Annotated in this window: 25 protein-coding genes; 9 read left to right on the top strand and 16 right to left on the bottom strand. The window is 68.7% G+C overall.

Translation table 11 applies throughout. The annotated features are described in order from the left end of the window. Window positions 1-103 precede the first annotated feature (103 nt). Together rhuM and IWC96_RS09060 are read right to left on the bottom strand one after the other, a co-directional pair. On the bottom strand, window positions 104-1,171 hold the full coding sequence (rhuM, locus tag IWC96_RS09055) for a RhuM family protein (protein WP_196838769.1): 1,068 nt from the start codon (window positions 1,169-1,171) through the stop codon (window positions 104-106). A gap of 49 nt (window positions 1,172-1,220) precedes the next feature. Next, on the bottom strand, window positions 1,221-2,102 hold the full coding sequence (locus IWC96_RS09060; RefSeq protein WP_021695917.1) for an MBL fold metallo-hydrolase: 882 nt from the start codon (window positions 2,100-2,102) through the stop codon (window positions 1,221-1,223). 69 nt (window positions 2,103-2,171) lie between these two features. Here IWC96_RS09060 and IWC96_RS09065 point away from each other — a divergent pair, with 69 nt between their 5' ends. The 3 genes from IWC96_RS09065 to IWC96_RS09075 are packed head-to-tail and all read left to right on the top strand — an operon-like array spanning window position 2,172 to window position 3,849. After that, a complete protein-coding gene (locus IWC96_RS09065; RefSeq protein ID WP_196838770.1) occupies window positions 2,172-2,528 on the top strand; it encodes a metalloregulator ArsR/SmtB family transcription factor in 357 nt (118 codons plus the stop codon). A gap of 2 nt (window positions 2,529-2,530) precedes the next feature. Further along, entirely contained in the window at window positions 2,531-3,064 is a 534-nt protein-coding gene (locus tag IWC96_RS09070) for a rhodanese family protein (RefSeq protein ID WP_045318602.1), read from the top strand. A gap of 2 nt (window positions 3,065-3,066) precedes the next feature. Next, a complete protein-coding gene (locus IWC96_RS09075) occupies window positions 3,067-3,849 on the top strand; it encodes a sulfite exporter TauE/SafE family protein (protein WP_021695919.1) in 783 nt (260 codons plus the stop codon). Window positions 3,850-4,086: 237 nt separating this feature from the next. Here the strand turns inward: IWC96_RS09075 and IWC96_RS09080 are convergent, their stop codons facing one another. The 3 genes from IWC96_RS09080 to IWC96_RS09090 form a co-directional block, all read right to left on the bottom strand. Further along, window positions 4,087-4,905, bottom strand: a complete 819-nt coding sequence (locus IWC96_RS09080) for a TIGR02186 family protein (protein WP_021695921.1) — start codon at window positions 4,903-4,905, stop codon at window positions 4,087-4,089. After that, entirely contained in the window at window positions 4,905-5,825 is a 921-nt protein-coding gene (locus IWC96_RS09085; RefSeq protein WP_021695922.1) for a sulfite exporter TauE/SafE family protein, read from the bottom strand. The genes IWC96_RS09080 and IWC96_RS09085 overlap by 1 nt, the downstream gene beginning before the upstream one ends. 112 nt (window positions 5,826-5,937) lie before the next feature. Continuing rightward, the gene (locus IWC96_RS09090; protein ID WP_021695923.1) at window positions 5,938-8,598 is read right to left on the bottom strand and encodes a tetratricopeptide repeat protein; all 2,661 of its coding nucleotides are present in this window, start codon (window positions 8,596-8,598) and stop codon (window positions 5,938-5,940) included. A gap of 226 nt (window positions 8,599-8,824) precedes the next feature. Here IWC96_RS09090 and IWC96_RS09095 point away from each other — a divergent pair, with 226 nt between their 5' ends. After that, the gene (locus IWC96_RS09095) at window positions 8,825-9,043 is read left to right on the top strand and encodes a hypothetical protein (RefSeq protein ID WP_196838771.1); all 219 of its coding nucleotides are present in this window, start codon (window positions 8,825-8,827) and stop codon (window positions 9,041-9,043) included. 58 nt (window positions 9,044-9,101) lie between these two features. Beyond that, window positions 9,102-9,605 carry a pyridoxamine 5'-phosphate oxidase family protein gene (locus IWC96_RS09100; protein WP_021695925.1) on the top strand — a complete coding sequence of 168 codons (504 nt, stop codon included), beginning with the start codon at window positions 9,102-9,104 and terminating at the stop codon, window positions 9,603-9,605. 6 nt (window positions 9,606-9,611) lie between these two features. On the opposite strand, the gene IWC96_RS09105 is transcribed toward IWC96_RS09100, so the two are convergent. Next, a complete protein-coding gene (locus IWC96_RS09105; RefSeq protein WP_021695926.1) occupies window positions 9,612-10,793 on the bottom strand; it encodes an NAD(P)/FAD-dependent oxidoreductase in 1,182 nt (393 codons plus the stop codon). 4 nt (window positions 10,794-10,797) lie between these two features. Next, window positions 10,798-11,445, bottom strand: coding sequence for a DUF4893 domain-containing protein (locus IWC96_RS09110; RefSeq protein ID WP_196838772.1), 648 nt, complete (start codon window positions 11,443-11,445; stop codon window positions 10,798-10,800). Between the two features lie 131 nt (window positions 11,446-11,576). Here IWC96_RS09110 and IWC96_RS09115 point away from each other — a divergent pair, with 131 nt between their 5' ends. Next, entirely contained in the window at window positions 11,577-12,176 is a 600-nt protein-coding gene (locus IWC96_RS09115; protein WP_021695928.1) for a glutathione S-transferase N-terminal domain-containing protein, read from the top strand. 69 nt (window positions 12,177-12,245) lie between these two features. Then, window positions 12,246-13,313: a peptide chain release factor 1 gene (gene prfA / locus IWC96_RS09120; protein WP_196838773.1), complete on the top strand. Its 1,068-nt coding sequence runs from the start codon at window positions 12,246-12,248 to the stop codon at window positions 13,311-13,313. Here the strand turns inward: prfA and IWC96_RS09125 are convergent. After that, window positions 13,310-14,575, bottom strand: coding sequence for a YihY/virulence factor BrkB family protein (locus IWC96_RS09125; protein WP_196838774.1), 1,266 nt, complete (start codon window positions 14,573-14,575; stop codon window positions 13,310-13,312). The two genes, prfA and IWC96_RS09125, sit on opposite strands and share 4 nt — an antisense overlap. Before the next feature lie 71 nt (window positions 14,576-14,646). Between IWC96_RS09125 and prmC the strand changes: the two genes are divergently transcribed. Beyond that, on the top strand, window positions 14,647-15,528 hold the full coding sequence (prmC, locus tag IWC96_RS09130) for a peptide chain release factor N(5)-glutamine methyltransferase (RefSeq protein ID WP_021695931.1): 882 nt from the start codon (window positions 14,647-14,649) through the stop codon (window positions 15,526-15,528). Window positions 15,529-15,823: 295 nt separating this feature from the next. After that, on the top strand, window positions 15,824-16,678 hold the full coding sequence (locus tag IWC96_RS09135; RefSeq protein ID WP_231378991.1) for a DUF4167 domain-containing protein: 855 nt from the start codon (window positions 15,824-15,826) through the stop codon (window positions 16,676-16,678). Window positions 16,679-16,758: 80 nt separating this feature from the next. Here IWC96_RS09135 and IWC96_RS09140 read toward each other — a convergent pair whose 3' ends face one another. The 8 genes from IWC96_RS09140 to IWC96_RS09175 are packed head-to-tail and all read right to left on the bottom strand — an operon-like array spanning window position 16,759 to window position 24,180. Beyond that, on the bottom strand, window positions 16,759-17,631 hold the full coding sequence (locus tag IWC96_RS09140) for a RimK family alpha-L-glutamate ligase (RefSeq protein ID WP_021695933.1): 873 nt from the start codon (window positions 17,629-17,631) through the stop codon (window positions 16,759-16,761). 10 nt (window positions 17,632-17,641) lie between these two features. After that, window positions 17,642-18,916, bottom strand: a complete 1,275-nt coding sequence (locus IWC96_RS09145; protein WP_196838775.1) for a folylpolyglutamate synthase/dihydrofolate synthase family protein — start codon at window positions 18,914-18,916, stop codon at window positions 17,642-17,644. A gap of 11 nt (window positions 18,917-18,927) precedes the next feature. Beyond that, complete coding sequence (gene accD / locus IWC96_RS09150) at window positions 18,928-19,812, bottom strand: acetyl-CoA carboxylase, carboxyltransferase subunit beta (protein ID WP_021695935.1); 885 nt, start codon at window positions 19,810-19,812, stop codon at window positions 18,928-18,930. A 10-nt stretch (window positions 19,813-19,822) separates the two neighbouring features. Further along, window positions 19,823-20,653, bottom strand: a complete 831-nt coding sequence (gene trpA / locus IWC96_RS09155) for a tryptophan synthase subunit alpha (protein ID WP_021695936.1) — start codon at window positions 20,651-20,653, stop codon at window positions 19,823-19,825. After that, entirely contained in the window at window positions 20,650-21,102 is a 453-nt protein-coding gene (locus tag IWC96_RS09160) for a hypothetical protein (protein ID WP_021695937.1), read from the bottom strand. The genes trpA and IWC96_RS09160 overlap by 4 nt, the downstream gene beginning before the upstream one ends. Beyond that, a complete protein-coding gene (gene trpB / locus IWC96_RS09165; protein ID WP_045318603.1) occupies window positions 21,102-22,331 on the bottom strand; it encodes a tryptophan synthase subunit beta in 1,230 nt (409 codons plus the stop codon). Before trpB ends, IWC96_RS09160 begins: the two co-directional genes overlap by 1 nt. A gap of 14 nt (window positions 22,332-22,345) precedes the next feature. Continuing rightward, complete coding sequence (locus IWC96_RS09170) at window positions 22,346-23,008, bottom strand: phosphoribosylanthranilate isomerase (protein ID WP_045318604.1); 663 nt, start codon at window positions 23,006-23,008, stop codon at window positions 22,346-22,348. Between the two features lie 26 nt (window positions 23,009-23,034). Beyond that, on the bottom strand, window positions 23,035-24,180 hold the full coding sequence (locus tag IWC96_RS09175) for an FAD-binding oxidoreductase (RefSeq protein ID WP_196838776.1): 1,146 nt from the start codon (window positions 24,178-24,180) through the stop codon (window positions 23,035-23,037). Between the last annotated feature and the right edge of the window lie 111 nt (window positions 24,181-24,291).

Here is a 24,291-nt window from a genome sequence, read left to right on the forward strand (position 1 = left end):
CGCCCCCGCCTCATCCGCCACGGCCCCCGCCCCCGGCGGAACCGCCAGCGCCGGCGGCAGATCCCGCCACGCGGCGGCCGCGTCAGCGATGTCCACCTGCGCGTCAGCGATCACGGGATCGCTTTTTATCTTTCAGGGTTTTTGCGAGTTGGCGAAGCTGGTCTTCACCTGCGCTCTCTGCTTCAACCCGCTTCCGTTGTTTGAAGGCTTTGATTTCTTTGGATGCATGAGCCGCTGCTTGCGCGTGGCTCACAGATGTGGCGGCTCCCCAAGGCTTTAATGGCCGTCCATCCAGCTTGATAAGCTCGCGGAGTTTTATCTGGAACTCCCCCAATGTCGTCGCTCGACGTTGCTCGGCCTGACTGTCAAAGAATTCCAGCATCAAACTTGTGATGTGATTCAACGCTTTGATCTCAGGTTCCAGCAACAGGTTTTTCGCAGTTTTGGCTTCATCGACTGTGGGCAGGTTTCCTTTGAACGTGATGACCCCAGCCCGTTCTTTTTGGTGGTCAACGCGCTCCACAACGAGTTCGCTGGCGGTTTTCTGGACCACCGCCCAGTGAAGCGTATTTTGTATCTCCGCGAAAAACTCCGTGTGCTGTGTCTTGTCGCGCGGGTCGTAATCAACGCAGAAGGAAGCAAGCTCGAGAATGCGGGTCCACATCCGCTTTTCAGACGAGCGGATGTCCCTGACGCGCTCGAGAAGCTCGTCGAAAAAGTCGGGCCTGCCATCTGGGTTCTTCAGGCGATCGTCATCAATGACGAACCCCTTCGTCAGATAGGCCATTAGCACCTGGGTGGCCCAGATGCGGAACATGGTTCCAAGTCGCGAACTGACCCGATAGCCAACCGCTATGATGACATCGAGGCTGTAGAGGTTGGTTCGATAGGTTCTGCCGTCGGCGGCAGTTATCCAAGATTCTTGGATAACCGAATCAGCGACCAATTCGCCCTCGGTAAATATGTTCTTAATATGCTGGCTGACGCTGCGGACGTTCACCCCAAACATGTGAGCCATCTGAGCTTGTGTGGCCCAGAAGGTGTCGCCGATCACCCGCAACTCCGCGCGCACCCCATCTTTGGAGACGTAGACGAGAAACCGATCGCCCGTGTCGCCGTCCTCGCGGATGGTGACCGGACCGCTTTCTTCGGGGTTGCGGGGATCGTTCATGCCGCCAAGCTAGCATTCTCTAAATCGAAACGAAACCGGAACATGTCCCTCAAATCGCGTTCAACGGCGTCTTCAGAAACCGCTTCCCCGACGCCTCCGCGGGCGGCAGGGCGCCGGCGCGGATGTTCATCTGCAGGGACGGCAGGATCAGCTTCGGGACCGCCAACGTCGCGTCGCGGGCCTCGCGCATGGCGACGAACTCGTCCTCGCTGACCCCGCCCCCCACATGGATGTTGCCCGCCTTCTGGGCGCCCACGGTGGTCTCCCAGCGATAGTCGGTACGCCCCTCGGGCAGATAGTCGTGGCCCACGAACATGCGGGTCGCCTCCGGCAGGGCCAGCAGTTTGTGGATCGAGCGGTACAGGGTCCGGGCGTCGCCGCCGGGGAAGTCGGCCCGGGCGGTGCCGAAGTCGGGCATGAACAGGGTGTCGCCCACGAACACCGCATCGCCGACGTGATAGCTGACGCAAGCGGGGGTGTGGCCGGGCGTGTGGAGCACCTCCACCTCCAGCGACCCCAGCATGAAGCGCTCGCCGTCGGTGAACAGGCGGTCGAACACCACCCCGTCCGGCGTCACGTCATGGGCCTCGAACAGGGCGCCGAAGACCTTCTGCACCTTGGTGATGTGGCCGCCGATGCCGATGGGCGCGCCGGTGCGATGGCGGATCTCGTCGGCGCCCGACAGGTGGTCGGCGTGGGCGTGGGTGTCCAGGATCAGCGTCAGGTCCAGCCCCTGATCGCGCACCGCGTCTAGCACCTGAATGATCGAGGCGTCGTCCGTGCGGGCGGCCGCCGGATCATAATCCAGCACCGGGTCGATGATGGCCGCCGCGCCCGTGGCCGGGTCGCTGACCAGATAGGTGATGGTGTTGGTGGGGCCGTGAAAGAAGCCCTGCACGCGGGGGGAGGTCGTGTCGTCGGAACGGGTCATGGCGTTCTCCTTCTGACGGACAACATATTAGCTATTGCTAAATTAGCAAGACCGAATATATAGGGCTCCATGAACAGCCCGACCGACATCGCCGTCGCCATCGACCCCGCCGCCTTTCAGGCCGCCGCCGGACAGGCGGCGCGCCTGCTCCGGGCGCTGGGCAATGAGAAGCGCCTGATGATCCTGTGCCGTCTGGGCGGGGAGGAACTGCCCGTGTCCGCCCTGGTCCAGGCCTCCGGCCTGTCCCAGTCGGCCCTGTCGCAACACCTGGCCCTGCTGCGCGAGGAGGGCCTCGTGGCCACCCGGCGCGAGGGCCAGTCCATCTACTACCGTATCCACGATCCCGCCGTGCTTCAGGTCATCGCGACCCTGGCGGCGATCTTCTGTCCCCCCGAGATGATGCCCCCCAACTTGATGAAAGCCTGACCATGACCGCCATACTCACCCCCCTCTCCGCCGCCGAGGTGCAGGCCCGGATCACATCCGGCCGCGCCCGTCTGGTGGACATCCGCGAGCCCGACGAGTTCGCCCGCGAACACATCCCCGGCGTCGCCCACACCCCCCTGTCCGCCTTCGAGGACGCCCATCTGGGCATCCGGGCCGATCAGGACGTGATCTTCATGTGCCGCTCGGGCATGCGCACCCAGACCAACTGCGTCCGCCTCGCCGCCCGCGTCGAAGGCGAGGCCTTCGTGCTGGACGGCGGGCTGCAGGGCTGGAAGGACGCCGGGCTTCCCACCTCGGTGGACAAGAAGGCCCCGCTGGAGCTGATGCGTCAGGTCCAGATCATCGCCGGGTCGCTGGTGGTGATCGGCGCCCTGCTGTCCTGGCTGGTCCATCCCGCCTGGATCGCCCTGTCGGCCTTCGTCGGCGCGGGCCTGTTCATGGCCGGCGCCACCGGGATCTGCGGCATGGCCCGGATGCTGATGCTGGCCCCCTGGAACCGGACACGCGCGGCCTGATCATGGACGTCTCCCTCGCCACCCTGCTGCTCAGCGCGGCCAGCGGGGTGGTGGTCGGCCTGTTCCTCGCCGTCTTCGGCGGGGGCGGGTCGGTGCTGGCCGCGCCCCTGCTGATCTATGTGGTGGGCATCCGTGACCCCCACGTGGCCATCGGCACCTCGGCCGCCGGGGTGGCGCTGAACGCCCTGGCGGGCCTGTCCGGCCACGCCCGCGCCGGACGGGTCAAATGGCCCTGCGCCGCCCTGTTCGCCGTCGCCGGGATCACCGGCTCCATCGCCGGCTCCACCCTGGCGAAGATGGTGGATGGTGACAGCCTGCTGCTGTTCTTCGCCCTGGCCATGGCCCTGATCGCCCTGTCCATGCTGCGCCCGGCCAAGTCCGAGGGCGACCCCGCCGTGCGGCTGGACCGCGCCCTGACCCTGAAGCTGGCGCCCATGGGTCTGGCCGCCGGTTTCGCGGCGGGCTTCTTCGGCATCGGCGGCGGCTTTCTCATCGTACCCGGCCTGATGGCCGCCACAGGCATGACCCTGGCCCACGCCCAGGCCTCGTCCCTGCTCAGCGTCGCCGTGTTCGGCTCGGCCACCTCGGCCAACTACGCCGTCTCGGGTCTGGTCAACTGGCCGGTGGTGGCCGCCCTGACCGTGGGCGGCGCGGCCGGAACCCTGATCGGCCTGCCCATCGCCCGCCGCCTGGGCGAGCGCGCCGCCCTGGGACGCCGCCTGTTCGCCGGCCTCATCCTGATCGTCGCCGCCTGGGTCGCCGCCAACGCCTCGGGACTGGTCTGAAAAAAAAGTCCCCTGATTTTTGCGCCCACCCCTTTTCAGCGCCCTTATGATGGTTCGTCGACCATCGGCACGGAGAAGCGCTTTCATACCATTGATACGATTCAGACCCTGTTTTCCCCGGCCCCGGAGTCCGAAATCAGGGGGCGATTTCAGACGATTTCAGACTCTGTTTCGAAACGGCTTTTCGAGATTTCGGACAATTCGCACTGTCTTTTTTTTCGGGCGCGGAGTCCGAAATCAGGTCCGCCGGAACCAGGCCGACGCCGCCCATCCCGTGAAGGCCGCCAGCACCACGGCGAGGATGCCGTACAGCCATGAGCGCTGGTGGGCGAAGTCGAAGATGGCCCGCTCCACGCCCACCTTGTCCACGGTCAGGTCCATGCGGCTGACCGAGATCGCCTCGCCCTCCTGGAACAGCCACACCTCGGCCTCATAGGTCCCGGTGGGCGCCTCGGTGGGCAGCTCCACCTCGGCGCGGAACAGGCCCTGGTCCACGAAGCGCACCCCGTCCGGGTCCGTGGCGTACAGGGCCGCGTCCTCCTTCAGGCGGATCACCGCCCGGCGCCAGTCCAGATAGTCCTCGCCCAGCCGGTTGATGACCACGTCCCTCACCCCGAACCGGGTCACCGTGGTCTCCTGCTCCGGGGCGTTGATGCGCAGGTGGTCCACGCCCACGCCCAGCCGGCGCAACACGCTGAAGCTGGCAATGTCGCTGAGCGGCCGGGTCGAGGCGGTCATGTAGAAGCCGGGCGCGCCCTCGAACACCACCGGGCGGCTGTTCAGCCACAGCCCCGCCACGCGCACCTTGCGCACCAAGCGCACCGGCTGGTCCGGCCCGCGCACCACCACCACCACGTCGGCGGGGGTGTCGGTCGGGTTGAACACGGCCCCGTACAGCACCATCGAGGCGCCGGCGAAGCCCGTGTCGATGTCCACCGTGGCCTCGGTCAGGGCCGCCGCAACCCGTGCCTGGGTCACGGGCGTCAGGGTCTGCAGGCTCTGGGCCGGGGCCTCGGCCACGACGGCGGGCGGCTCGGGCGGGAGATCCTGGAACATCAGTCCACCCCCGGCGCCAGCACGAACATCTCGGCGGGCCGCACGAACAGCTCCAGCCCCATCTGGATGCCCACCAGCAGCACCAGCAGCCCCAGCACCGCCCGCAGCTCCTCGGCCCGGAACTTGCCCGACATGCGCGCCCCGTACTGGGCCCCCACCACCCCGCCGAACAGCAGCAGGGAAGACAGCACGATGTCCACGGTCTGGTTGCGCCCGGACTGCAGCACCGTGGTGATGGCCGTGGTGATGATGATCTGGAACAGGCTGGTGCCCACCACCACGCTGGCCTTCATGCGCAGCACATACAGCATGGCCGGCACCAGGATGAAGCCGCCGCCCACCCCCATGATGGCCGACAGCACCCCGGCGAACACGCCCAGACCCAGCGGCGGAATGGCGCTGATGTACAGGCCCGAGCGCGGGAACTTCATCCGCCACGGCAGGCCGTACAGCCACAGGGGCCGGCGGTTCTGGGGCCGCGGCGCGGGCAGGCCCTTCTTGCGGCGGATGATGGCCTCGAGGCTCTCCTTCAGCATCAGCCCGCCGATGGCGCCCAAGAAGATCAGATAGGACAGGGCCACCACCAGATCCGCCTGGCCCAGCAGGCGCATCATGCGGAACAGCTCGACCCCGCCGATGGCGCCCACGGCGCCGCCCAGGGCCATGATCCCGCCCATGCGGTAATCCACGCCCTTCTTGGCCGTATAGGTAATGACCCCGGAGGTGGAGGAGGCGACCACGTGGCTGGCCTGGCTGGCCACGGCCACCGACGGCGGAATGCCCATGAAGATCAGCACCGGCGCCATCAGGAAGCCGCCGCCGATCCCGAACAGGCCCGAGATGAAGCCCACCGCCGCGCCCAGCAGGATCAGCAGGGGTGCGTTCACCGACACTTCGGCGATCGGCAGGTAGATGTCCAAGGCGCTCGCCTTCGGCTCAGGAACTCGAAACAACCTCCGAAGGGGAGGCGTGAAAGTCTGGTCTACCGAGCCATCCGGTGATGCGCCAGCACGGACACCCGAAAAGGGCGCCTCAGGCCAGCGGGGGCGCCTCGAAGGCGTCGGCGGCCTGGCGCGCGGTGCGACGCACGCCCGCCGACAGCGCGCCCGCCATGCGGTCCGCGTCCACCTGCGCCTGCTCGTCGCCGGCCCGGCCCGCGATCAGATACCACTTGTAGGCCTCGCCCGCATTGGCGGCCACGCCGTCGGCGCCCTGCTCATAGATGCGGCCCAGATTGTACTGGCTGTCGGTCAGCCCCCGCTCCGCCGCCTGACGGAACCAGCGCACAGCCTGCACCTGGCTGCGGTCGCCGCCGACCCCGTCGAACAGATAGAGGCCCAGGTTGTGCATGGCCCGCACCTCGCCGCCCTGGGCCGCGCGTTCGGTCCAGACACGGGCTTCCGCCGCGTTCTGGGTCACCCCGTTGTCGCCGCCTTCATAGAGCCGCGCCAGATGGAACTGCGCCGTCACATGGCCCAGATTCGCCGCGCGGGTGAGGGTCTCGATCGCTGCCCCGTCGCCAGCTTCCAGCTGGGCTTCGGCCTGCTGGTACAGGGCTTCCGCCTCGGTCTCACCGGCGGGACGTGCGGCGGCGGCGGGATCCGGCAGCATGGCGGCGGCCAGTAGAGTGCTCTCGCCGTCATCGCCCGCCGTGCGCGGGCCCAGGCTCGAGGCGTCCGTCAGGCGGGTGTAGCCGAACACGGCCCCGGCCAGGGCCGCCACCGCCACCGAGGCGAGGAACGCCTTCTTGACCGTGCCGCCGTCGCGCCGCGACTGGCGGTCCATGCGCTCCTGAAGCCGCGACTTGCCGCCGCGTTTGAGACCGAAGCCCTCTCTCGCAGGCTGTTCCGGTTCGCTCGCCGCCATGGCCGCTCGCGCCGCGCTGATGGCGTCGCGGGTCGAACTGAGGCGTTGCGTCGCCCCGGAGGCCACGAACTCGGTCTCGGCCGCGAAATCGTCCTCGCTCGCCAGTGCGTCGCTGACGTCCACGCCGCCGAAGCCGCCGAAGGTTTGAGGTGCGGGGGCCGCAGCAGGCTGGGGAGCGGTCTCCGCCACCGGCGTGTCCAGAGCGGGCGCGGCGGGAGCCTCAGGCTCCGGCGCCCGTTGCGCGAACACCGGCTCGTCCATGGACAGGCGCGCGAACGGTTCGGCCGCGGCCGCCGTGGGCTGCGCGGCGCCCTCCGTTTCGCCCAGATCCTCGCCGGGCCAGCTCATGGGGTCCTCTTCGCCAAAGGCGTCGGGGAAGGCGGAGGCGCGCCAGTCGGGCTCGGGCCCCGTCGCGGGCGCCGCGGCTTCGGCGGGCCGGTCTCCAACCCGCTTCTCGATGCTCTCGCGAGCCTCGGCCAGCAGCTTCGCCGTGCGCTCCTCGCTCTGGCGCATGCGTTCGGCCAGTTCGCCCGAAGCGCGGTCGTACTGCTGCTCGATCTTGTCCGACGACCGCTTCAGCCGCTCGCCGATGTCGTCCAGCGCCTGTGTCGAGCGCCGTTCGGACTCAGTGATCCGTTCGGCCAGGCGTTCGGAGATGCGCGTGATCTCGCCGCCCAGCTTCTCGATGGCCAGGGCATGGCGGTCCTCGGAGCGGATCAGGCGCTGCTCGACGCCTTGCGCCAGCTTGACCATGTCCTGCTCGACCCGGCGGGTCATGTCCTGACCCAGGGCGTCGAAGCGGCGTCCGCCGTCGTCCTCGGCCTTGATCATGCGCTGGTTCAGGTTCTGGGCGATGCGCAGAACTTCCTTGCCCATGGTCTCGACCGCCTGGGCCGAGCGCCGCTCGGACGCCTGCACCTGCTCTCCGATGGCCAGAACCGCACGCTCGATCTTGTCGATGCGCCCTTCCGCCGCCGCCGAGTCCAGCCGCCGCATCATCTCGGCGCGGTTGGTCTCCACCTGGCGACTCAGGGTCTCGGCCAGCTTCTCGAAGCGCGCGGCGTCGCTGGGCCCATCGGTCCGGGGCTTGCTCTCGGCGGCGCGCATGCGCTGGTCCAGCCCGGCGAAGGACTGCTCCAGCGCGCGCAGGGCGTCGGTGGTGCGCGACTGGGCCGCATCCAGCCGGGCGCCCACCTGGCTGAGAATCTCGGAGCCGGACACGCGCGACACCGCGTCCTCGGCCTTGTCCGCCCGCCCGCGCAGCTCGATGAAGCCTGTGCGCTGGCGCTCTTCCAGGTCATAGAAGCGGCCCGCCAGGGTTCCCAGCGCCGTCTCGACCTTCTTGAAGGCCTCTGTGGTCTGGGGGCCGGTGTCGGTCTCGAAGCGGCGCAAGCGGCGATGGCCCTCGCGCAGCTCCTCGGCGATGTCGTCGATGCGGCGACCGTGCGTCCTGAACTGCTCGTCGACGTTGTCCAGGCGATGGACCAGACCACTGACCGCCTGATCCACTCCGGTGATGGCGGTTGTCGAGCGCCGCTCGGAGGCTTCCAGCCGCTCGGCGATCATTTCAACAGAGGCGGCGACGCGGTCCAGGGTCTCGTCCCGGCCATAGGCGTCGTCGAGCCGCCGCAGACGTGAACGCCTGTCATCGCGCGGCGCGGCCTGATGCCGGCGCGGAAGGGGCGTCACCCCGTCGTCTTCGTCATCCAGGATCATCTGGTTGAGCCACTCGCCCAGGGTCATCCCCGAGCGGCGCGCCAGATCCTTGGCGATCTCACGCGCCTTGGGTTCAATCCCTTTGACGCTCCAAGGCGCCGCTGCGCTCACTGATTCGTCTCCCGACCCGTTTCCACGACGCTACTCGCCCAAATCCGGGGTGTAAACGCATGGTTAACCCCAATATCTAGCGGCGCCGCGTTGTTCCTGTGGACAGTCACTCCGCCCGATTCATACCTGCGGTGATACGGTTAATGAGGCGTAAAGGGTTAACGGCCGTCGTAATCTTTCAGCAGCACTTGTCGCCAGACGCGGCGCACGCCATCTGGCCGTCGTCATGAGCACCCCCGCCACCCTCATCATCCTAGCCCTTGTGCTGGGGCTGACCATATTCAGCGGCTGGCGTGGAGCGCGTCCGCCCGACCTGATGCGGGGACCGCGCATGATCCCCTGGCGCGCCCTGATGCTGCTGGGGATCGTGGTCTGCATCTTCCTGATCGTCCATCTGGTGAACCTGGCCGGGTTCGACACCAGCGCCGCCGGGCCCCGCTTCTGACCGGAACATCGGCCGCCGCCGCCGGTTATCAGGGCTCCACCTGCAAGAGGAGCCGACCATGACCGAACACCTTGACCGCAAGGATGCCGAGGACCGCCTGTTCAAGGCGATCGAGGACACCCGTGTGGGCATGCTGGGCGTCTCGGGCGGCGAGCCCCGGCACATGCAGCCCATGACCGCCTTTGTCGAACGCGACGCTGGCGAGTTGTGGTTCTTCACCTACCGCGACACCGATCTGACGCGCGATGTAAACGGCTCCGGCGGCCACCATGCCATGTTCTGCCTGATCTCGAAGGACCGCGAAATCTACGCCTGTCTGGGCGGCGAACTCGAGGAGCATTTCGACCGCGAGCGCATGGAGCGCTACTGGAACCCGGTCGTGGCCGCCTGGTACCCCGAGGGCAAGGACGATCCCCGCCTGACCCTCATGCGCATGCGGCTCGATGACGCCCAGATCTGGATCAGCGAGGCCGGTCCCGTCCGCTTTGCCTTCGAAATCGCCAAGGCGAACATGACCCACGAGCAGCCCGATCTGGGTGATCGCGCCAATATCCAGTTCTGACCCGACTCAGCGCGGATCCAGCAACAGGCCCGACACGGTGGCGGCAAGGAGACGCGGCGCAATCGGCAGTCCCGCCGCACGCCCCAGCACATGGTCGCGCACCCAGGGCAGCATCCATCCGTCCGCCTGATAGAAGGGCGTAAAGGCCCAGCTCAGCGTTTGATACAGCCGCACGTGCCACCGCCGTGTGGCGGCGTAGGCGGACAGGGCTGTGTCCAGATTGTCGGTCCGCGCCAGCGCCTTGGCCAGGGCGCTGGCGTCCAGCAGGCCCATGTTCACGCCCTGCCCCAGTTGCGGGCTAGTGGCGTGGGCCGCGTCGCCGATCACCGCCAGCCGATCACCGCAGGGCCGTTTCATGGTGCGGTGGGCGTAGCGCGCGAGGGTCAAATCCTCCGGCGTTTTGATGGCGTCCAGCAGGGGATACATCTCGGGCCAGAATCCCAGAACGGTCGCCTTCCAGGCATCCAGCCCCTCAGCGCGCCAGGCGTCGTAATCCTGCCCCTTCAGGCTCCAGAACACCGTGGCCAGCCGCTGATCCGATCCGGGGCCGCGGCCGCTGGGCAGAACCCCGATCATGGTGTCGGCCCGACGGTAGACCTGCTCCAGCGCGCCTTCATCGAATCCCGCCCCATCGGCCCAGGGCACGGTCGCCCACAGGGCCCCGAAGCTCAGCGGCCGACGCGGCCCCTCCAGACCTTCGGCGATGCGGGACCGGGCGCCCGAGGCGTCGATGATCAGATCAAATTGCGGCGTTGTCCGACCCCCCGCGTCGGTCAGACGGCCGTCATCCGCAACGACCGCGTCAAATCCGGTCTCGAAACCGACGCCTTCGTCCAGACAGGCCCGGTGCAGCACCTCGAACAGCGCCGCCCGGTGCACCCCCAGCGCCGCGCGCGGGCACTTCAGGTCGGCATAGCGCACGTCCAGAACAGTGCGGTAGGTCGGCGCCGCGCGGCCGAACAGCCGCGTCACCGGTTGGCCCAGAGCTTCCACCGCGCCGGTCAGGCCCAGATGGTCCAGGACATGCAGGCCCGTGGGCTGCAGCAGGAACCCCGCGCCCACCGGGCGCGGCGCGTCAAAGCGCTCATGGACGACCACCCGTCGTCCCTGCCGCGCCAGCATCAGGGCGACGGCCAGGCCCGAGGGCCCGGCGCCGACGACGGCGATGTCGCGTGGGCCCCGACTCACTGGTTCAGGCCGGGACCAGATCCAGCAGGTCCAGATTGGATTCGTACTGCGGCCACGGGATCACCAGCCGCCAGCGCCTATGCTCGATCCGCTCCAGCACCGCCACCATGTCCCGCTCGGGCCGCTGGCCATAGGAGTTGGCGGGCGGCTCGCTGGCCAGGGCCATGGAGCCAAGGAACACCATGCGCCGATCGCTCTCGGGAAACAGCAGGCCCGCCGGACGCTGCGACCCCGTCAGCTTGATGAATTTCAGCCCGTTGGGCGTCTCCTCGACCCGGCAGGCGAACCAGCCGTAGACCACATAGCCCAGGCCCTGCTCGCCGCCCTGCGATCCCAGCTTGACGGTGCGGCAGCGATAGTCGCCCACCGGCGGCGCCACATTGCTGAGCGCGGCGTTCGGGTCGATCAGCCGCCCTGTGGAGGCCAGATCGCCTGACCCCTCCTGACGGCGCGCCTGCTCCAGCGCCAGGCTCCAGGCCGCGTCGATGCGGTTCAGCCGGTCGCGGTCCTGGCCGGTGATGGAGGCGCGCCAGTCCGGCAGGATGCGTCCCCCGCCGCCCGATGCATCCGGCAGCGGCGGCGGCGGCGGAAGCGCCGGGGTGCAGGCGGCCAGGGCGATGGCGGACGCCATGAGGGCTGAGGCGATGCGCATGAACGGTTTCCGCTGTTGAAAGCTTCACCATCCTTATGCCCCGTCCGGGCCGGGGCGCGTCAACCCTGGACCCGGCTGTTCCGCCATCACGCCAGGCGCTATGCAGGGCGTCCTGCACCAGGGAACACGCCATGAAGCTCTACATCTCCACGCCCTCGCCCTTCGCCCGCAAGTGCCGCATCGTGGCGCGGGAGAAGGGGCTTTCGGATCGCATCGAGGAGATCATCGCCGATCCCTATGGAGACGCGCCCGCCCTGCTGGCGGCTAATCCGCTGGTGCAGGTCCCGGCGCTGATCGCCGGGGACGGCGAGCCGATCACCGACAGCCCGGTGATCTGCGAATATCTGGACGCGCTCGGCTCCGGGCCGCACCTGTTGCCGACCGACGGGCCGGAGCGCTGGCAGGTCAAGCGGCTGGAGACCCTGGCCAACGGGGTGCTGGAGATGGGCGTCAAGCTGCTGCTGGAGAAGCGCCGGCCTGAACATGAGCGTTCGCCGTCTTGGCTCCAGCGCTGGGGCCGCAACATGGCCCTGGGTCTGGACGCCCTTGAGGCCGTGGCGCCCCGGGCCGAACCCCTGGACATGGGCGTCATCACCACGGGGGTGGCGGTGACCTGGATCGGTTTCCGGCACCCGGAGGTTGACTGGCGAACGGGCCGACCGAACCTGGTCGCGCTGCAGGCGGCGCTCGAGGCCCGGGACAGCTTCCGCGAGACCCGGCCGGACGCCTGACCCCCGCATCGACAGGCGCCGTCCGAACGGCGTAAACACCGCCCTTCCCGATCCGACGGAGACGTATCCTTGCGACTGCCCCAGGCCCGCCTCGACCAGGTGCTCGACCGCTTCCATGAAGTGGAGGCCCGCATGGGCGCGGCCGCGGACGGCGCCGAAATCGTGCGCCTGTCCAAGGAGCACGCCGAGATCAAGCCGGTGGCCGACGCGGTCCAGGCCCTTTCGAAGGCACGCCAGGAACTGGCCGACCTGGAGATCATGGCCCGCGATCCCGAGATGGCGGCCATGGCGGGCGAAGAGCTGGAGACCCTGAAGGACACCCTGCCCGAACTGGAGCGGCAGGTGGCCCTGTTGCTGGCGCCCCGCGACGCCGACGAGAACGCCTCGGCCGTGCTGGAAGTGCGCGCCGGCACCGGCGGCGACGAGGCGGCCCTGTTCGCCGGCGACCTGTTCCGCATGTACTCCCGCTACGCCCAGACGCGCGGATGGCGCGTCGAGGTGGACTCCGCCTCCGAGGGCGAGGCCGGCGGCTACAAGGAAATCGTGGCCACCATCTCCGGCGACGGCGTGTTCGGGCGGCTGAAGTTCGAATCCGGCGTGCACCGGGTCCAGCGGGTGCCCGCCACGGAGGCCGGGGGCCGCATCCACACCTCGGCCGCCACCGTCGCCGTGCTGCCCGAGGTGGAGGACGTGGAGATCGAGATCCACGACAAGGACATCCGCATCGACACCTACCGGGCCTCGGGCTCGGGCGGCCAGCACGTCAACAAGACGGACTCCGCCGTGCGCATCACCCACCTGCCCACCGGCATCGTGGTCACCTCGTCGGAAAAGTCCCAGCACGTGAACCGGGACAAGGCCATGAAGAACCTGCGCGTGCGCCTGTACGACATGCAGCGACAGGCCAAGGACACGGCCCGGTCGGACGCCCGCAAATCGCAGGTCGGCTCCGGCGACCGCTCCGAGCGCATCCGCACCTACAATTTCCCGCAGGGCCGCGTGACAGACCACCGCATCGGCCTGACGCTGCACAGCCTGCCCCAGATCCTGGAGGGCGACATCGACGCGATCCTGGACGCCCTGATCGGCGAGGACCAGGCCGCGCGTCTGGCCGATCTGGAGGCTGAGTTCTCCTAATCCCGCTGATGCCTCCGTCGACGCATCAGTCGATCGGATAAGGCTTCGGCGTGTTTCAGGGTGAAGGCCAGGGCGGCCGGATGGCCACGGCGGGCGCCGATGGTGTCGGCCATGACGGCGCCCCGTTCACCCAGCGGAACCGGATCGCCGGTGGTCGTGTCCAGCGCGGTCTGGTGCTCGATCTCGGCGTTGAGTTCGGCGCCCATCAGGATGATCTGAACGGTCACCCAGGTCCACAAGAGGAACGCCATCATGGCCGCCAGCGGACCATAGGTGTCGGTGCGCACGAAGTTGCCCAGGAACCAGCTGAACACGAAGGACGTCAGGACGCTGAGGGTCGCGGCTGTCAGGGCTCCCGGCGTCAGCCAGCGCCAGCGCGCCCGCGACCGGCAGGGCCCCAGGCGATAGATCAGGGCCAAGGCGGACACATAGCCCGCGAACAACAACGGCCACCGCAAGGGCGCGAGATAGGCCCATTCCTCCCGCAGGCCGAACAGGTCCAGCACCACGGGCACGCCGATCACCATGGCGGCGGTCATCAGCACGAAGACCAGCGCCGATACGGTGAAGCCCATGCAGATCAGATTGTAGCGGATGAAGTTGCGCTTCTCGGTCTCGCTGTAAGCGACGTTGAGGCCATAGAAGAGATGCTTGACCCCGTTGTTGGCGGTCCACAGGGACAGGGCCAAGGTCCAGATCAAGGTGAAGGTCAGTTGGCCCGTCGAATTCTCCGCCAGCCGCTGCATCTGGGCGCCGATGAACTCCGCGACGTTGGCCGGCAGGACGGAATACAGAAACTGCAAACGCCCCCAGGCGTCGCTGGGATCGGCGAACAGGCCGTAGATGGTCACAAAGGCCGCCAGCATGGGAAACAGGGACAGGATCATGAAGAAGGTCACCCCGCCGGCCACGAATCCGACCCGGTCGCCCAGATAGGCGGCGCCCACCCGCCAGATGATGTCGGTCCAGCCCTTGCGGGGGATATGCGCCGGATGGGCGGCGAGACGGCCCCGGCCCGGCTCCTTCGCCTCGTAGTCATGGGGACCGGGATCGGGCTCATCAGGCTCAAACGGCCGCGTGCCGGGCTCCACACCCAGATTGCGCACCAGCTTGTTGCCGCGCGTGTGCAGCAGGTGCGCGCCCGCTGCGCCCGCCGCCAGGCCGCCGGCGCCTGCGGCGATCCAGCGCCATAGCCCGCCTTCGCCGCCGGAGCGGGACAGGGCGGACAGAAGACGGGTGTCGGGACGAGGGAGGCGCGCCATCAGCGGGGAACGGCCAAGCCTGATCACCGTTCCCGCTTGCCCCGTCCGGCGTGCGAGGCCATCTAGCGCCCATGACCGAGACCCCCACCCTGTTGACCGCCTGGAAGAGCGCGCAAGGCCGCCTGAAGGCCGCGCGCATCGACAGCCCGTCCATTGACGCGCGCCTCTTGCTGGAAGCCGCCGCCGAGGTGTCGCGCACCGACATCCTGACCGACCCGTACCGGCCGCTGGAGCCGGACGCCTTGGCGCGGATGGAGGACTATGTTGAGCGGCGCCTGAAGCGCGAGCCGGTGTCACGCATCCTCGGCCGCAAGGGGTTCTGGAAGATCATGCTGTCGGTCACCCCCGACGTGCTCTCGCCCCGCCCCGACACCGAGGCGGTGCTGGACGTGTGCCTGAAGGCGTTTCCCGAAGGCCGGGCCTTCGAAATGGCCGATCTGGGCGTGGGGTCCGGAGCCATCCTGCTGGCGGTGCTGGCGGAGCGGCCTGCGGCCAGGGGGCTGGGCACCGAGGTATCCGAGGAGGCCCTGGCCGTGGCCCGCGAGAACGCCGCCAACCTGGATCTGAACACTCGCGCCGTCTTCCTGCGCACCGACTGGACTGCGGGCCTGTCCGACGCAGCGTTTGATCTGGTGGTGTCCAATCCGCCCTATATCCCCAGCAAGGACATCGAGACCCTGGACCCTGAGGTGCGCGACCACGACCCGCGTCTGGCCCTGGACGGCGGCGAGGACGGACTGGACGCCTATCGCCTGCTGGCGCCCGAGATTCGTCGCATTCTCAAGGCCGACGGAATCTTCGCCGTGGAGATCGGCTGGGACCAGGCGGCGGCGGTCAAGGCGCTGTTCGAGACCGCCGGTTTCGAGGACGTGAAGGTGGTCAAGGATCTGGCCGGCCGCGACCGCGTCATCACCAACGGGCCGGACCCGCACGAGGGCACGGCGCTGAACTGACCGCTTTTGCGCGAAAGCCTCTTGGAAAGCGGCGCGGCGCGCGCTAAGTCTTGGTTTGTCTCCCACCAATCCGCATCGCTTCGGGACCGGCCCGACGATTGACGACTGGATTTCGTGACGGCTCACGGGTTTTCCCGCGCGTCGTGACACGAAGGGCGGCGAACGGTTTTCCGAGCATCGGACGCCGGGGATCGGCCCCGGCCGGCAGGATCAGACCCATTTCCGGCGAACGTCCCACCGCCCCAGGCGGCGACTCGCCCCAAGCACGGTAACGTCTATGAGAGATTTCAAGGGCATGAAGCGCCAACGCGGGCGCAACAGAAAGCCCGGCGGCAATCAGGGCAACAGCGCCAACCCGAACCGTTCCTGGGACTCGCAAGGGCCCGAGAACATCAAGGTGCGCGGCAACGCCCAGACCGTCTATGAGCGGTATCAGCAACTCGCCCGCGACGCGTCCTCGTCCAGCGACCGGGTGCTGGCGGAGAACTATCTCCAGCACGCCGAGCACTATTTCCGCGTCCTGCGCGCGCTTCAGCCTCAGCGCTCCTTCCAGGAGATCGCCCAGCGAGAGCAGATCGGCCAAGGGTTCGACATCGACTTCGAGGATGAATCCGGCGCCCAGGCCGCGGCTTTCGCCGCCGCCCAGCAGGCCGCCGACCGCCAGGCTCAGCCGCAGCAGAACGCCCAGCAGGCCCCGCAGCAGCCGAATCAAGGGCAGGACGCCGCCCAGAATCAGGCTGACAGCGACGGTGACGCGAACGGTCGCCGGGAAACCCGCCGTGAGCGCTGGGAGCGCCGTCGCGACGGCCGCCGCGGTCCGTATGAGCGTGACGAATCCGAAGGCGGCGCCGCCCAGGCCGACCAGGCCCGCGACGAGAATGCGGCCTCCAGCCAGGAGACACCCGCCTCGGGCGGCGACACCTCCGAGCCGCAGGATCGCCCGCGCCGTGCGCGTCGTCCGCGCAGCGGCGGGGACGAGAACGAGGGTTCGTCCGAAATCGAATCCAGCCTGCCGGGCTTCCTGACCCGCGCCACGCCGCAGCCTGCGGGCGACTCGGCCTCCGAGACTTCGGCCGAGGACAAGCCGGCCCCGCGCCGTCGCGCCCCGCGCCGCAAGGCCGCCGACACGCCCCTCGGCGAAGACGTCTAGGCAGCCCCGGAGCATCTCGCCGAACGCGCCCAGGCGCGCCTGACGGGATCAGTTTTTCGCTCGTCCCGGGCTGAACCCGCTCAGGGGGTCAGCCGCGCGCACACCGCCCGCGCGAAGCCCGCGCCGCGCTCGGGATCGAACCCCAGGTAGAAGTCGGGCTCGATCAGTTCGGCCTCGATCAGCACGGGCGACCCGTCCGGCCCGGGCACCAGATCGATGCGGGCGTACAGCAGATCCTCACCGATGATGGACAGCACCCGTTCGGCCACGGCCAGGGCGGCGTCCGGCGGGGTGACGGCCGTCACATGGCCGCCGAAGTCCGGCTGGCTGCGGAAGTCGCCCGCCGCCGGCACCTTGCGGATGGCGTGGCTGAAGCGGCCGCCGAAGAACAGCAGCGACAATTCGCCCTCGGTCTCCAGTCCCGTCAGATAGGGCTGGATCATGGCCGTGCCGTGGGGCGTCTCGGTCAGGGTCTCGCCCCGGCGCAGGCGGGTGGTGCGGTAGGCCCCGCCTGACACCGCAGGCTTCACGATCAGGGCCTCGGCGTCGAAGTCGGCGAAGGCGGCCTCAATGTGATCCTGGGTCACGCCCTCGGCGTAGACGGTCGGCACGATGGGCGCCCCGGCCTCGGCCAACCGCCCCAGATACCGCTTGTCCGAGTTCCAGATCAGCACCCCGGCGGGATTGGCCACGGGAACCCCCGCCGCGCGCCAGGTCTCGCACGCCGCCAGCCAGCGTGGGTGATCCCGGTGATAGCCCCAGGCGATCAGCGGCAGCACCAGATCAAACCCGGCCAGAGCCGCCGCATCCCGCTCATGCTCGGTCCACGCCGTCGGAACCGGCTCCAGGCCCGCCTCCCGCAGGGACGGCGCCAGACGGTCGAACACCGCGCGCCAGCGGCCCGCATAGGACGGATCGTTCGGCGCGGGGGTCAGGATGGCGATGCGGCTCATGAAAGCTCCTTCAGCGCGGCCAGGTGATGTCGTCGGCGCCCAACACCTCGCCGGCCAGATACAGTGATCCGCAGATCACCACACGGCCGGCCCCGAAGCGCACGGCCCGATCCAGCGCCGCGTCCAGCCCCTCGCAGGGGGTCGCGCCCAGGCCGTGCCCGTGGGCTACGGCGGCCAGGGCGGCGGGATCGGCCGCCGCACCCTCGAACGGCACGGTGAAGACATGGGCGCCGGTGTCGCCCAGCGCTTCGAAGAAGCCGCCCGCGTCCTTGTTGGCCAGCATGCCGCAGATCAGAGCCAGCGGCCGGGGCGCGCGGGCCTGCATGCGCGACAGCGCGTCGGCGAGGGCGGCGGCGGCATGGGGATTGTGCCCCCCGTCCAGCCACAGCTCGGCGTCAGCTTCGCGCGCGACTTCGGCGTACCGCCCCTCAGTCAGCCGCTGCATGCGGGCGGGCCATTGGGCTGTCTCCACGCCCCGCACGATGGCGGCTTCGGGCAGATCCAGCTCCAGCGCCACGGCGACGGCCAGCGCTGCATTGTCGATCTGGTGCGCGCCGTAAAGGGCCGGGGCGGGCAGGTCCAGCAACCGGTCCTCGCCCTGCCAGGCCATGGCGCCCCGCTCGGGCCAGGCGTCGAAGTCTCGGCCCATGACCGTCAGGCGCGCGCCCACCCGGGCGGCCTCGGCCTCGATCACGGCCATGGCGTCCTCGGCCTGTCGGGCGATGACGGCGGGGACGCCGGGCTTGAGGATGCCCGCCTTCTCGCCTGCGATCACGGCCCGGTCGGTCCCCAGAAACTCGGCGTGGTCCAGATCCACCGGGGCGATGACGCTGACCAGCGGCCGATCAATCACATTGGTGGCGTCCAGCCGCCCGCCCAGCCCCACCTCGATCAGGGTCAGATCGGCGGGGGTCTCGGCCATGGCCAGAAGCGCCGCCGCCGTGGTCGCCTCGAACACCGTCACGGGCACGCCCGTGGCCTCCACCCGGTCCAGAAGGGCATTCAGCGCATCGGTTTCGATCAGGTCGCCCGCCAGCCGGATGCGCTCATTGAACCGCACCAGGTGGGGCGAGGTGTAGACATGGACCCTCAGCCCCGCCGCCTCGGCCATGGCGCGCAGGAAGGCCACGGTCGATCCCTTGCCGTTGGTCCCGGCCACATGCACCACGGCTGGCAGCCGATCCTGCGGATCGCACAGCGCTGCGCACAGGGCCCTCATGCGGTCCAGCGACAGGTCGATCTTCTGGGGCAGTCGCTCGAGAAGGCGTCGGGAAATGGGATCCATGGGCCGGGCTTTTACGCCGCGCGCCGCCGTCCGCCCATCAGCATCGACAGGATGGCGCCCAACTCCTTTGGCAGGTCGGCGCGTTTGACCACCCGGTCCACCATGCCCTTTTCCTGCAGATATTCGGAGCGCTGGAAGCCTGGGGGCAGCTTCTCGCGGATGGTGGTCTCGATCACGCGCGGTCCGGCGAAACCGATCAGGGCCCCCGGCTCGGCCAGATGCACGTCGCCAAGCATGGCGTAGGACGCCGTCACCCCGCCCGTGGTCGGATCGGTCAGCACCACCGCATAGGGCAGTTGCGCGGCCTTCAGCTCCTGGATCGCCAGGGTGGTGCGCGCCATCTGCATCAGGCTCAGCGCGCCTTCCTGCATGCGCGCCCCGCCCGCGGCGGTGAAACAGACCATGGGGCAGCCGCGCTTCACGGCTTCGCGCGCCGCGGCGATGAAGGCCTCACCCGCCGCCATGCCCAGCGACCCGCCCATGAAGGCGAAGTCCTGCACGATGACCACGGCGGGGGTCCCGTCGATCTCGCCGAAGCCGATGGCCATGGCGTCCTTGGCCCCGGCTTTCTTGCGCGCGGCGTTCAACCGTTCGCGGTACGGCTTGCCGTCCGAGAATTTCAGCGGATCCTCAGGCACGTCCGGGGTGTCGATCGTTTCCCAGGCGCCGTCGTCGAAGGTGTAGCGCAGGCGCGCCTCGGCCCCGATGCGCATGTGCCGGCCCGAGGGCGTGACCCACAGCGCCGTCTCCAGGTCCGGGCGATACAGCATCTCGCCGGAATCGGGATCCTTGACCCACAGATTGTCAGGGGTGTCGCGGCGGCCCACGATCTTGCGTACGCCCGGCGCGAAACGGGACAGCCAGCCTTGGCGAGGGGGATTGGTCTTGTCGATCATGCGGGGGCCTTTAGACGGTTTCCGCGACGCGCGCACCCCGGACCGCGTCCGACAGCGCCTTCACCTTGGCCAGAACGCGCGACGCAGTCGGTTCGTTCGCGTCCAGCGCGGCGGCCACCTCGTCCACCAGCACCGACCCGGCCACCACAGCATCGGCTACCCTGGCGATCTCGGCGGCGCGCTCGGGCGTCTTGACCCCGAAGCCCACGGCCACGGGCAGGCCCGAGGCCTTGCGCACTCGCTCCACCGCCGGGGCCACGGAAGCGGTCTGCGCCTCCTTCACCCCGGTCACGCCCGCCACCGAAACGTAATAGACAAAACCCGAGGTGCGCGAGACCACGATCTTCAGCCGTTCGTCGTCGGACGTCGGCGTGGCCAGGCGGATCAGCGACAGGCCTTCGGCGTCCAGGGCGTCGGTCAGGGGACCGGCTTCCTCGGGCGGGCAGTCCACCACGATCAGGCCGTCGATGCCCGCCGCATTGGCGGCGCGGGCGAAGGCCTCATGGCCCATGCTCTCGATGGGGTTCAGATAGCCCATCAGGATCACCGGGGTGGCGTCGTCGCCCTTGCGGAAGTCCGCCGCCAGATCCAGCGTGCCCTGAAGCGTCAGCCCGGCCTTCAGGCCCCGCTGCGCCGCGCGCTGGATCGGCGGTCCCTCAGCCATGGGATCGGAAAACGGAAAGCCCAGTTCGATGATGTCCGCGCCCGCGCCGGGCAGGCCGCGCAGAATCTCCAGCGCCTGATCCCGCGTGGGATCACCCGCCATCACATAGGCCACGAACCCGGCCCGGCCCTCGGTCTTCAGCGCCGCGAAACGGGCGTCGATACGCGCGGTGGTCATTGCGGAGGCGTCTCGCCCTCGGCCGGAATCGGCAGGCAGTCGCCGCCCGTGTGAAGCGCGAAGCCCAGATAACCCGGCGCCGTGGCCAAGGCCTCCTCCGCCAGCTCCACATCGTAGAAGGTGATCATCTCCAGGATGTCGCAGCCGCCGCTCGAGCGCACGCGCTGGAACAGAACCTGGTTCGGCCCGCCTCCCGAGGTGCGCCAGCCGGTCTGGGACAGAGCCCCGACATACAGCTCCGCCAGCGCTCCGATCTCGGTCAGAGGCGCGGTCATGCACTGGGCCCGGCCGGCCAGGCCGTACAGGCCGCCGCAATCCGGAGCGGCGCGGGCGCCCTCGACCACCGGCAGGATCAGACTGATGGTCTCGTCGCCGACGGCCGCATCCTGGCGGGCGTGGGCAGGCAGGGCGACGAGGGCCGCCATACCAGCGATCAGGGCCAGACGCATTACAGATTCACTCCCAGGTGCTTGGCGACGGTGAAGATGTCCTTGTCGCCCCTTCCCGACATCAGCAACACGATATCGCCGTCCTTGCCAACCGCCTTCGCCACTTCGGCGACCCGGGCCAGTGCGTGCGAAGGTTCCAGCGCAGGGATGATGCCTTCCAGCTTGGAGCACAGCTGGAACGCCTCCAGCGCCTCCTCATCGGTGGCCGATAGATACTCGGCCCGCCCGATATCGTGCAGCCAGGCATGCTCGGGTCCGATGCCGGGATAGTCCAACCCTGCCGAGATGGAGTGCCCCTCGACGATCTGGCCGTCCGGGTCCTGCAGCAGATAGGTGCGGTTGCCGTGCAGCACCCCGGGGCGTCCGCCCTTCAGGCTGGCGGCGTGGTCCGGCGTGTCCAGGCCGTGGCCCGCGGCCTCGACCCCGATCAGGCGCACGCCCTCGTCATCGACGAACGGATGGAACGCGCCGATGGCGTTGGAGCCCCCGCCGATGCAGGCCACCACGGCGTCGGGCAGACGGCCGATCTGGTCCATGGACTGGACCTTGATCTCGCGCCCGATCACGCTCTGGAAATCGCGCACCATGGCCGGATAGGGGTGCGGCCCCGCCGCCGTCCCGATGATGTAATAGGTGTCCTCGACGTTGGTCACCCAGTCGCGCATGGCCTCGTTCATGGCGTCCTTCAGGGTCGCCGCGCCCGCCGTCACCGGCGTGACCTCGGCCCCCATCAGCTTCATGCGGAACACGTTGGGCTGCTGCCGCTCCACGTCCACCGCGCCCATATAGACCGTGCAGGGCAGGCCGAAGCGTGCGCACACGGTGGCCGAGGCGACCCCGTGCTGGCCCGCGCCGGTCTCGGCGATGATGCGGGTCTTGCCCATGCGTCGGGCCAGCAGGATCTGGCCCATGCAGTTGTTGATCTTGTGCGCGCCGGTGTGATTCAGGTCCTCGCGCTTCAGCCAGACCCGGGCCCCGCCGAAATGGTCGGTCAGCCGCTCGGCGAAATACAGGGGGCTGGCCCGGCCCACATAGTGGGTCAGGAACCCGTCCAGCTCCGCCTGGAATGTGGGATCGGCCTTAGTCGCCGTATAGGCGGCGTCCAGCTCGTGGATCAGCGGCATCAGGGTCTCGGCCACGAACTGCCCGCCGTAGGGACCGAAGCGGCCCTTGTCGTCGGGCCATGCGTAAGCGTTCGTCAGGGGGGCGTTCGAGAGAGGAGCATTCATCAGGGCCACCAGCGTCAACGTGGGGAGGTTGCGCGCACGGCCTCCACGAAGGCCGCGATCAGGGCGGGTTCCTTAACACCGGGCGCGCTTTCCACGCCAGAAGATACGTCGACCATGGGCGCGCCGGATGCGCCCAGAGCCTGCGCCACATTGTCCGGGTTCAGACCGCCCGCCAGGAACCACGGCCGGGCGAACGCGCGCCCTTTCAGCATCGTCCAGTCGAACGACAGGCCCATGCCGCCGGGCAAGCTGGAGCCCTCCGGCGTGCGCGCGTCGAACATCAGATGGTCCGCCGCCTCGCTCCAGACGGAGGCCGCCTCCAGATCGGCCGGGCCGGACACCGGAATGCATTTGATGATCCCGGCGCCGGTGATGGCCCGCACCTGCTGGGCCCGCTCGGGCGTCTCCGATCCATGCAGCTGGATGAAATTCGGCGCGATCCAGTCGGCGATGCCCTTCAGCAGGGCGTCGTCCGGATTAACGGTGACGACCACCACCTTCACGGGTCGTTCGCGCGCCATGCCCGCCTCTTCCAGAAGCGCCGCCGCCCGCAAGGGCGACACCGCGCGCGGACTGCGCGGATAGGCCACCAGCCCCACGAAGTCCGCACCGGCGTCCACCGCCGCCCGCAGGGTCTCTGGCGTCGTCAGGCCGCAGATCTTCACGCGAGTGTTCATGGTTCGCAGGTGAAGCTCGCGAGCCATCAGGTCAAGGCGTAGAGATCCGCGTCGGGATCCGATCCTCCCCGCACCGCCGCGGCCACCACCTGCGAGGCGATGACGGAATAGGTGATGCCGTTGCCGCCGAAACCCATGACCACGTGGGTATGCGGCATGCCGGGCGCAGGTCCGATCAAGGGCAGGCCGGTGGCGCTTTCCCCGAAGGCCCCGCCCCAAGCGTAGTCGATATCGAATTCCACGCCTGGCAAAAGGTCGTGCAGCTTTCGGGCGATGCGTTCGCATTTGCGCCGCACCTTGTCCGGGTCGTCGTGATTGTCCGGCCCTTCCTCGTCCTCGCCCCCCGCGATCAGGCGTCCGTCCCGGGCCATGCGTACATAAAGATACGGATCGGACGCCTCCCACACGAGGGTGTCCCGGAGCCATGCCGGACACCGCGCCCTCTGCTTCGACGCCAGAGCCCAGGTGGAGATCACCTTGCCGCCCGGCGTGGGCACGCCCTTCGGGAACTCATAACCGCAGCAGAACACCACGTGACGGGCCCGCACCGCGTGACCGGTGTCAGTGGCGAGGGTCACGCCGTCGGGATCGGACAGCACCTCCGTCACCTCCACGGGGGCGAAGATCCTCGCCCCGTCGGCCGCCGCGCGCCGCAGCAAGCCCGCCGCCAAACGGGCCGGATCGGCGCTGGCGGAGCCCTGCGACAGGATCGCCCCGGTGCGATCTATGCCGAACCCTTCCCGCAGGGCAGGCCCGTCCAAATACTCCGACGGCAGATCCATTGCCGCTCGCGCCTCGGCCTCGGTCTTCAGCGCCCGATGACCGTATTCGTCCCCAGCCAGATAGAGCGAGCGGCGCTCCGCCAATCCGCAGGGGATTCGATCGTCCTCGACAATCCGTTTCAGCGCCTGGACCGCCGACCATGACCGCGCATAGGCACGCCGGGCCTTCGCTATCCCGATGCGGCCGCCCAAGGCCGTCAAGGGCAGGTCAATCTCCCACTGCAACAGAGCGGTCGACGCCATGGTCGATCCCATCAGGGGCGCGCGTCGGTCCAGCACGGCCACCGAATGATCCCTGGCCAGTTCACGCGCCGTGAACGCCCCGCTGATCCCGGCCCCAACCACAGCTACGTCCACCGACAACGCCGCCCTGAGAGGCCTTGTGGGCACGCCCAGTCCTGGACTGTCGACCCATACCGACCGCCCCGTTCGTAGATCCCGCTTGTTGGTGGCGCTCGTCATCAGAAACCTCAGATCGATAATCCCACGCCTGAACTCATG

Origin of the sequence: Brevundimonas sp. BAL450 (genome assembly GCF_015767455.1) — a bacterium.
Lineage (GTDB): Bacteria > Pseudomonadota > Alphaproteobacteria > Caulobacterales > Caulobacteraceae > Brevundimonas > Brevundimonas abyssalis.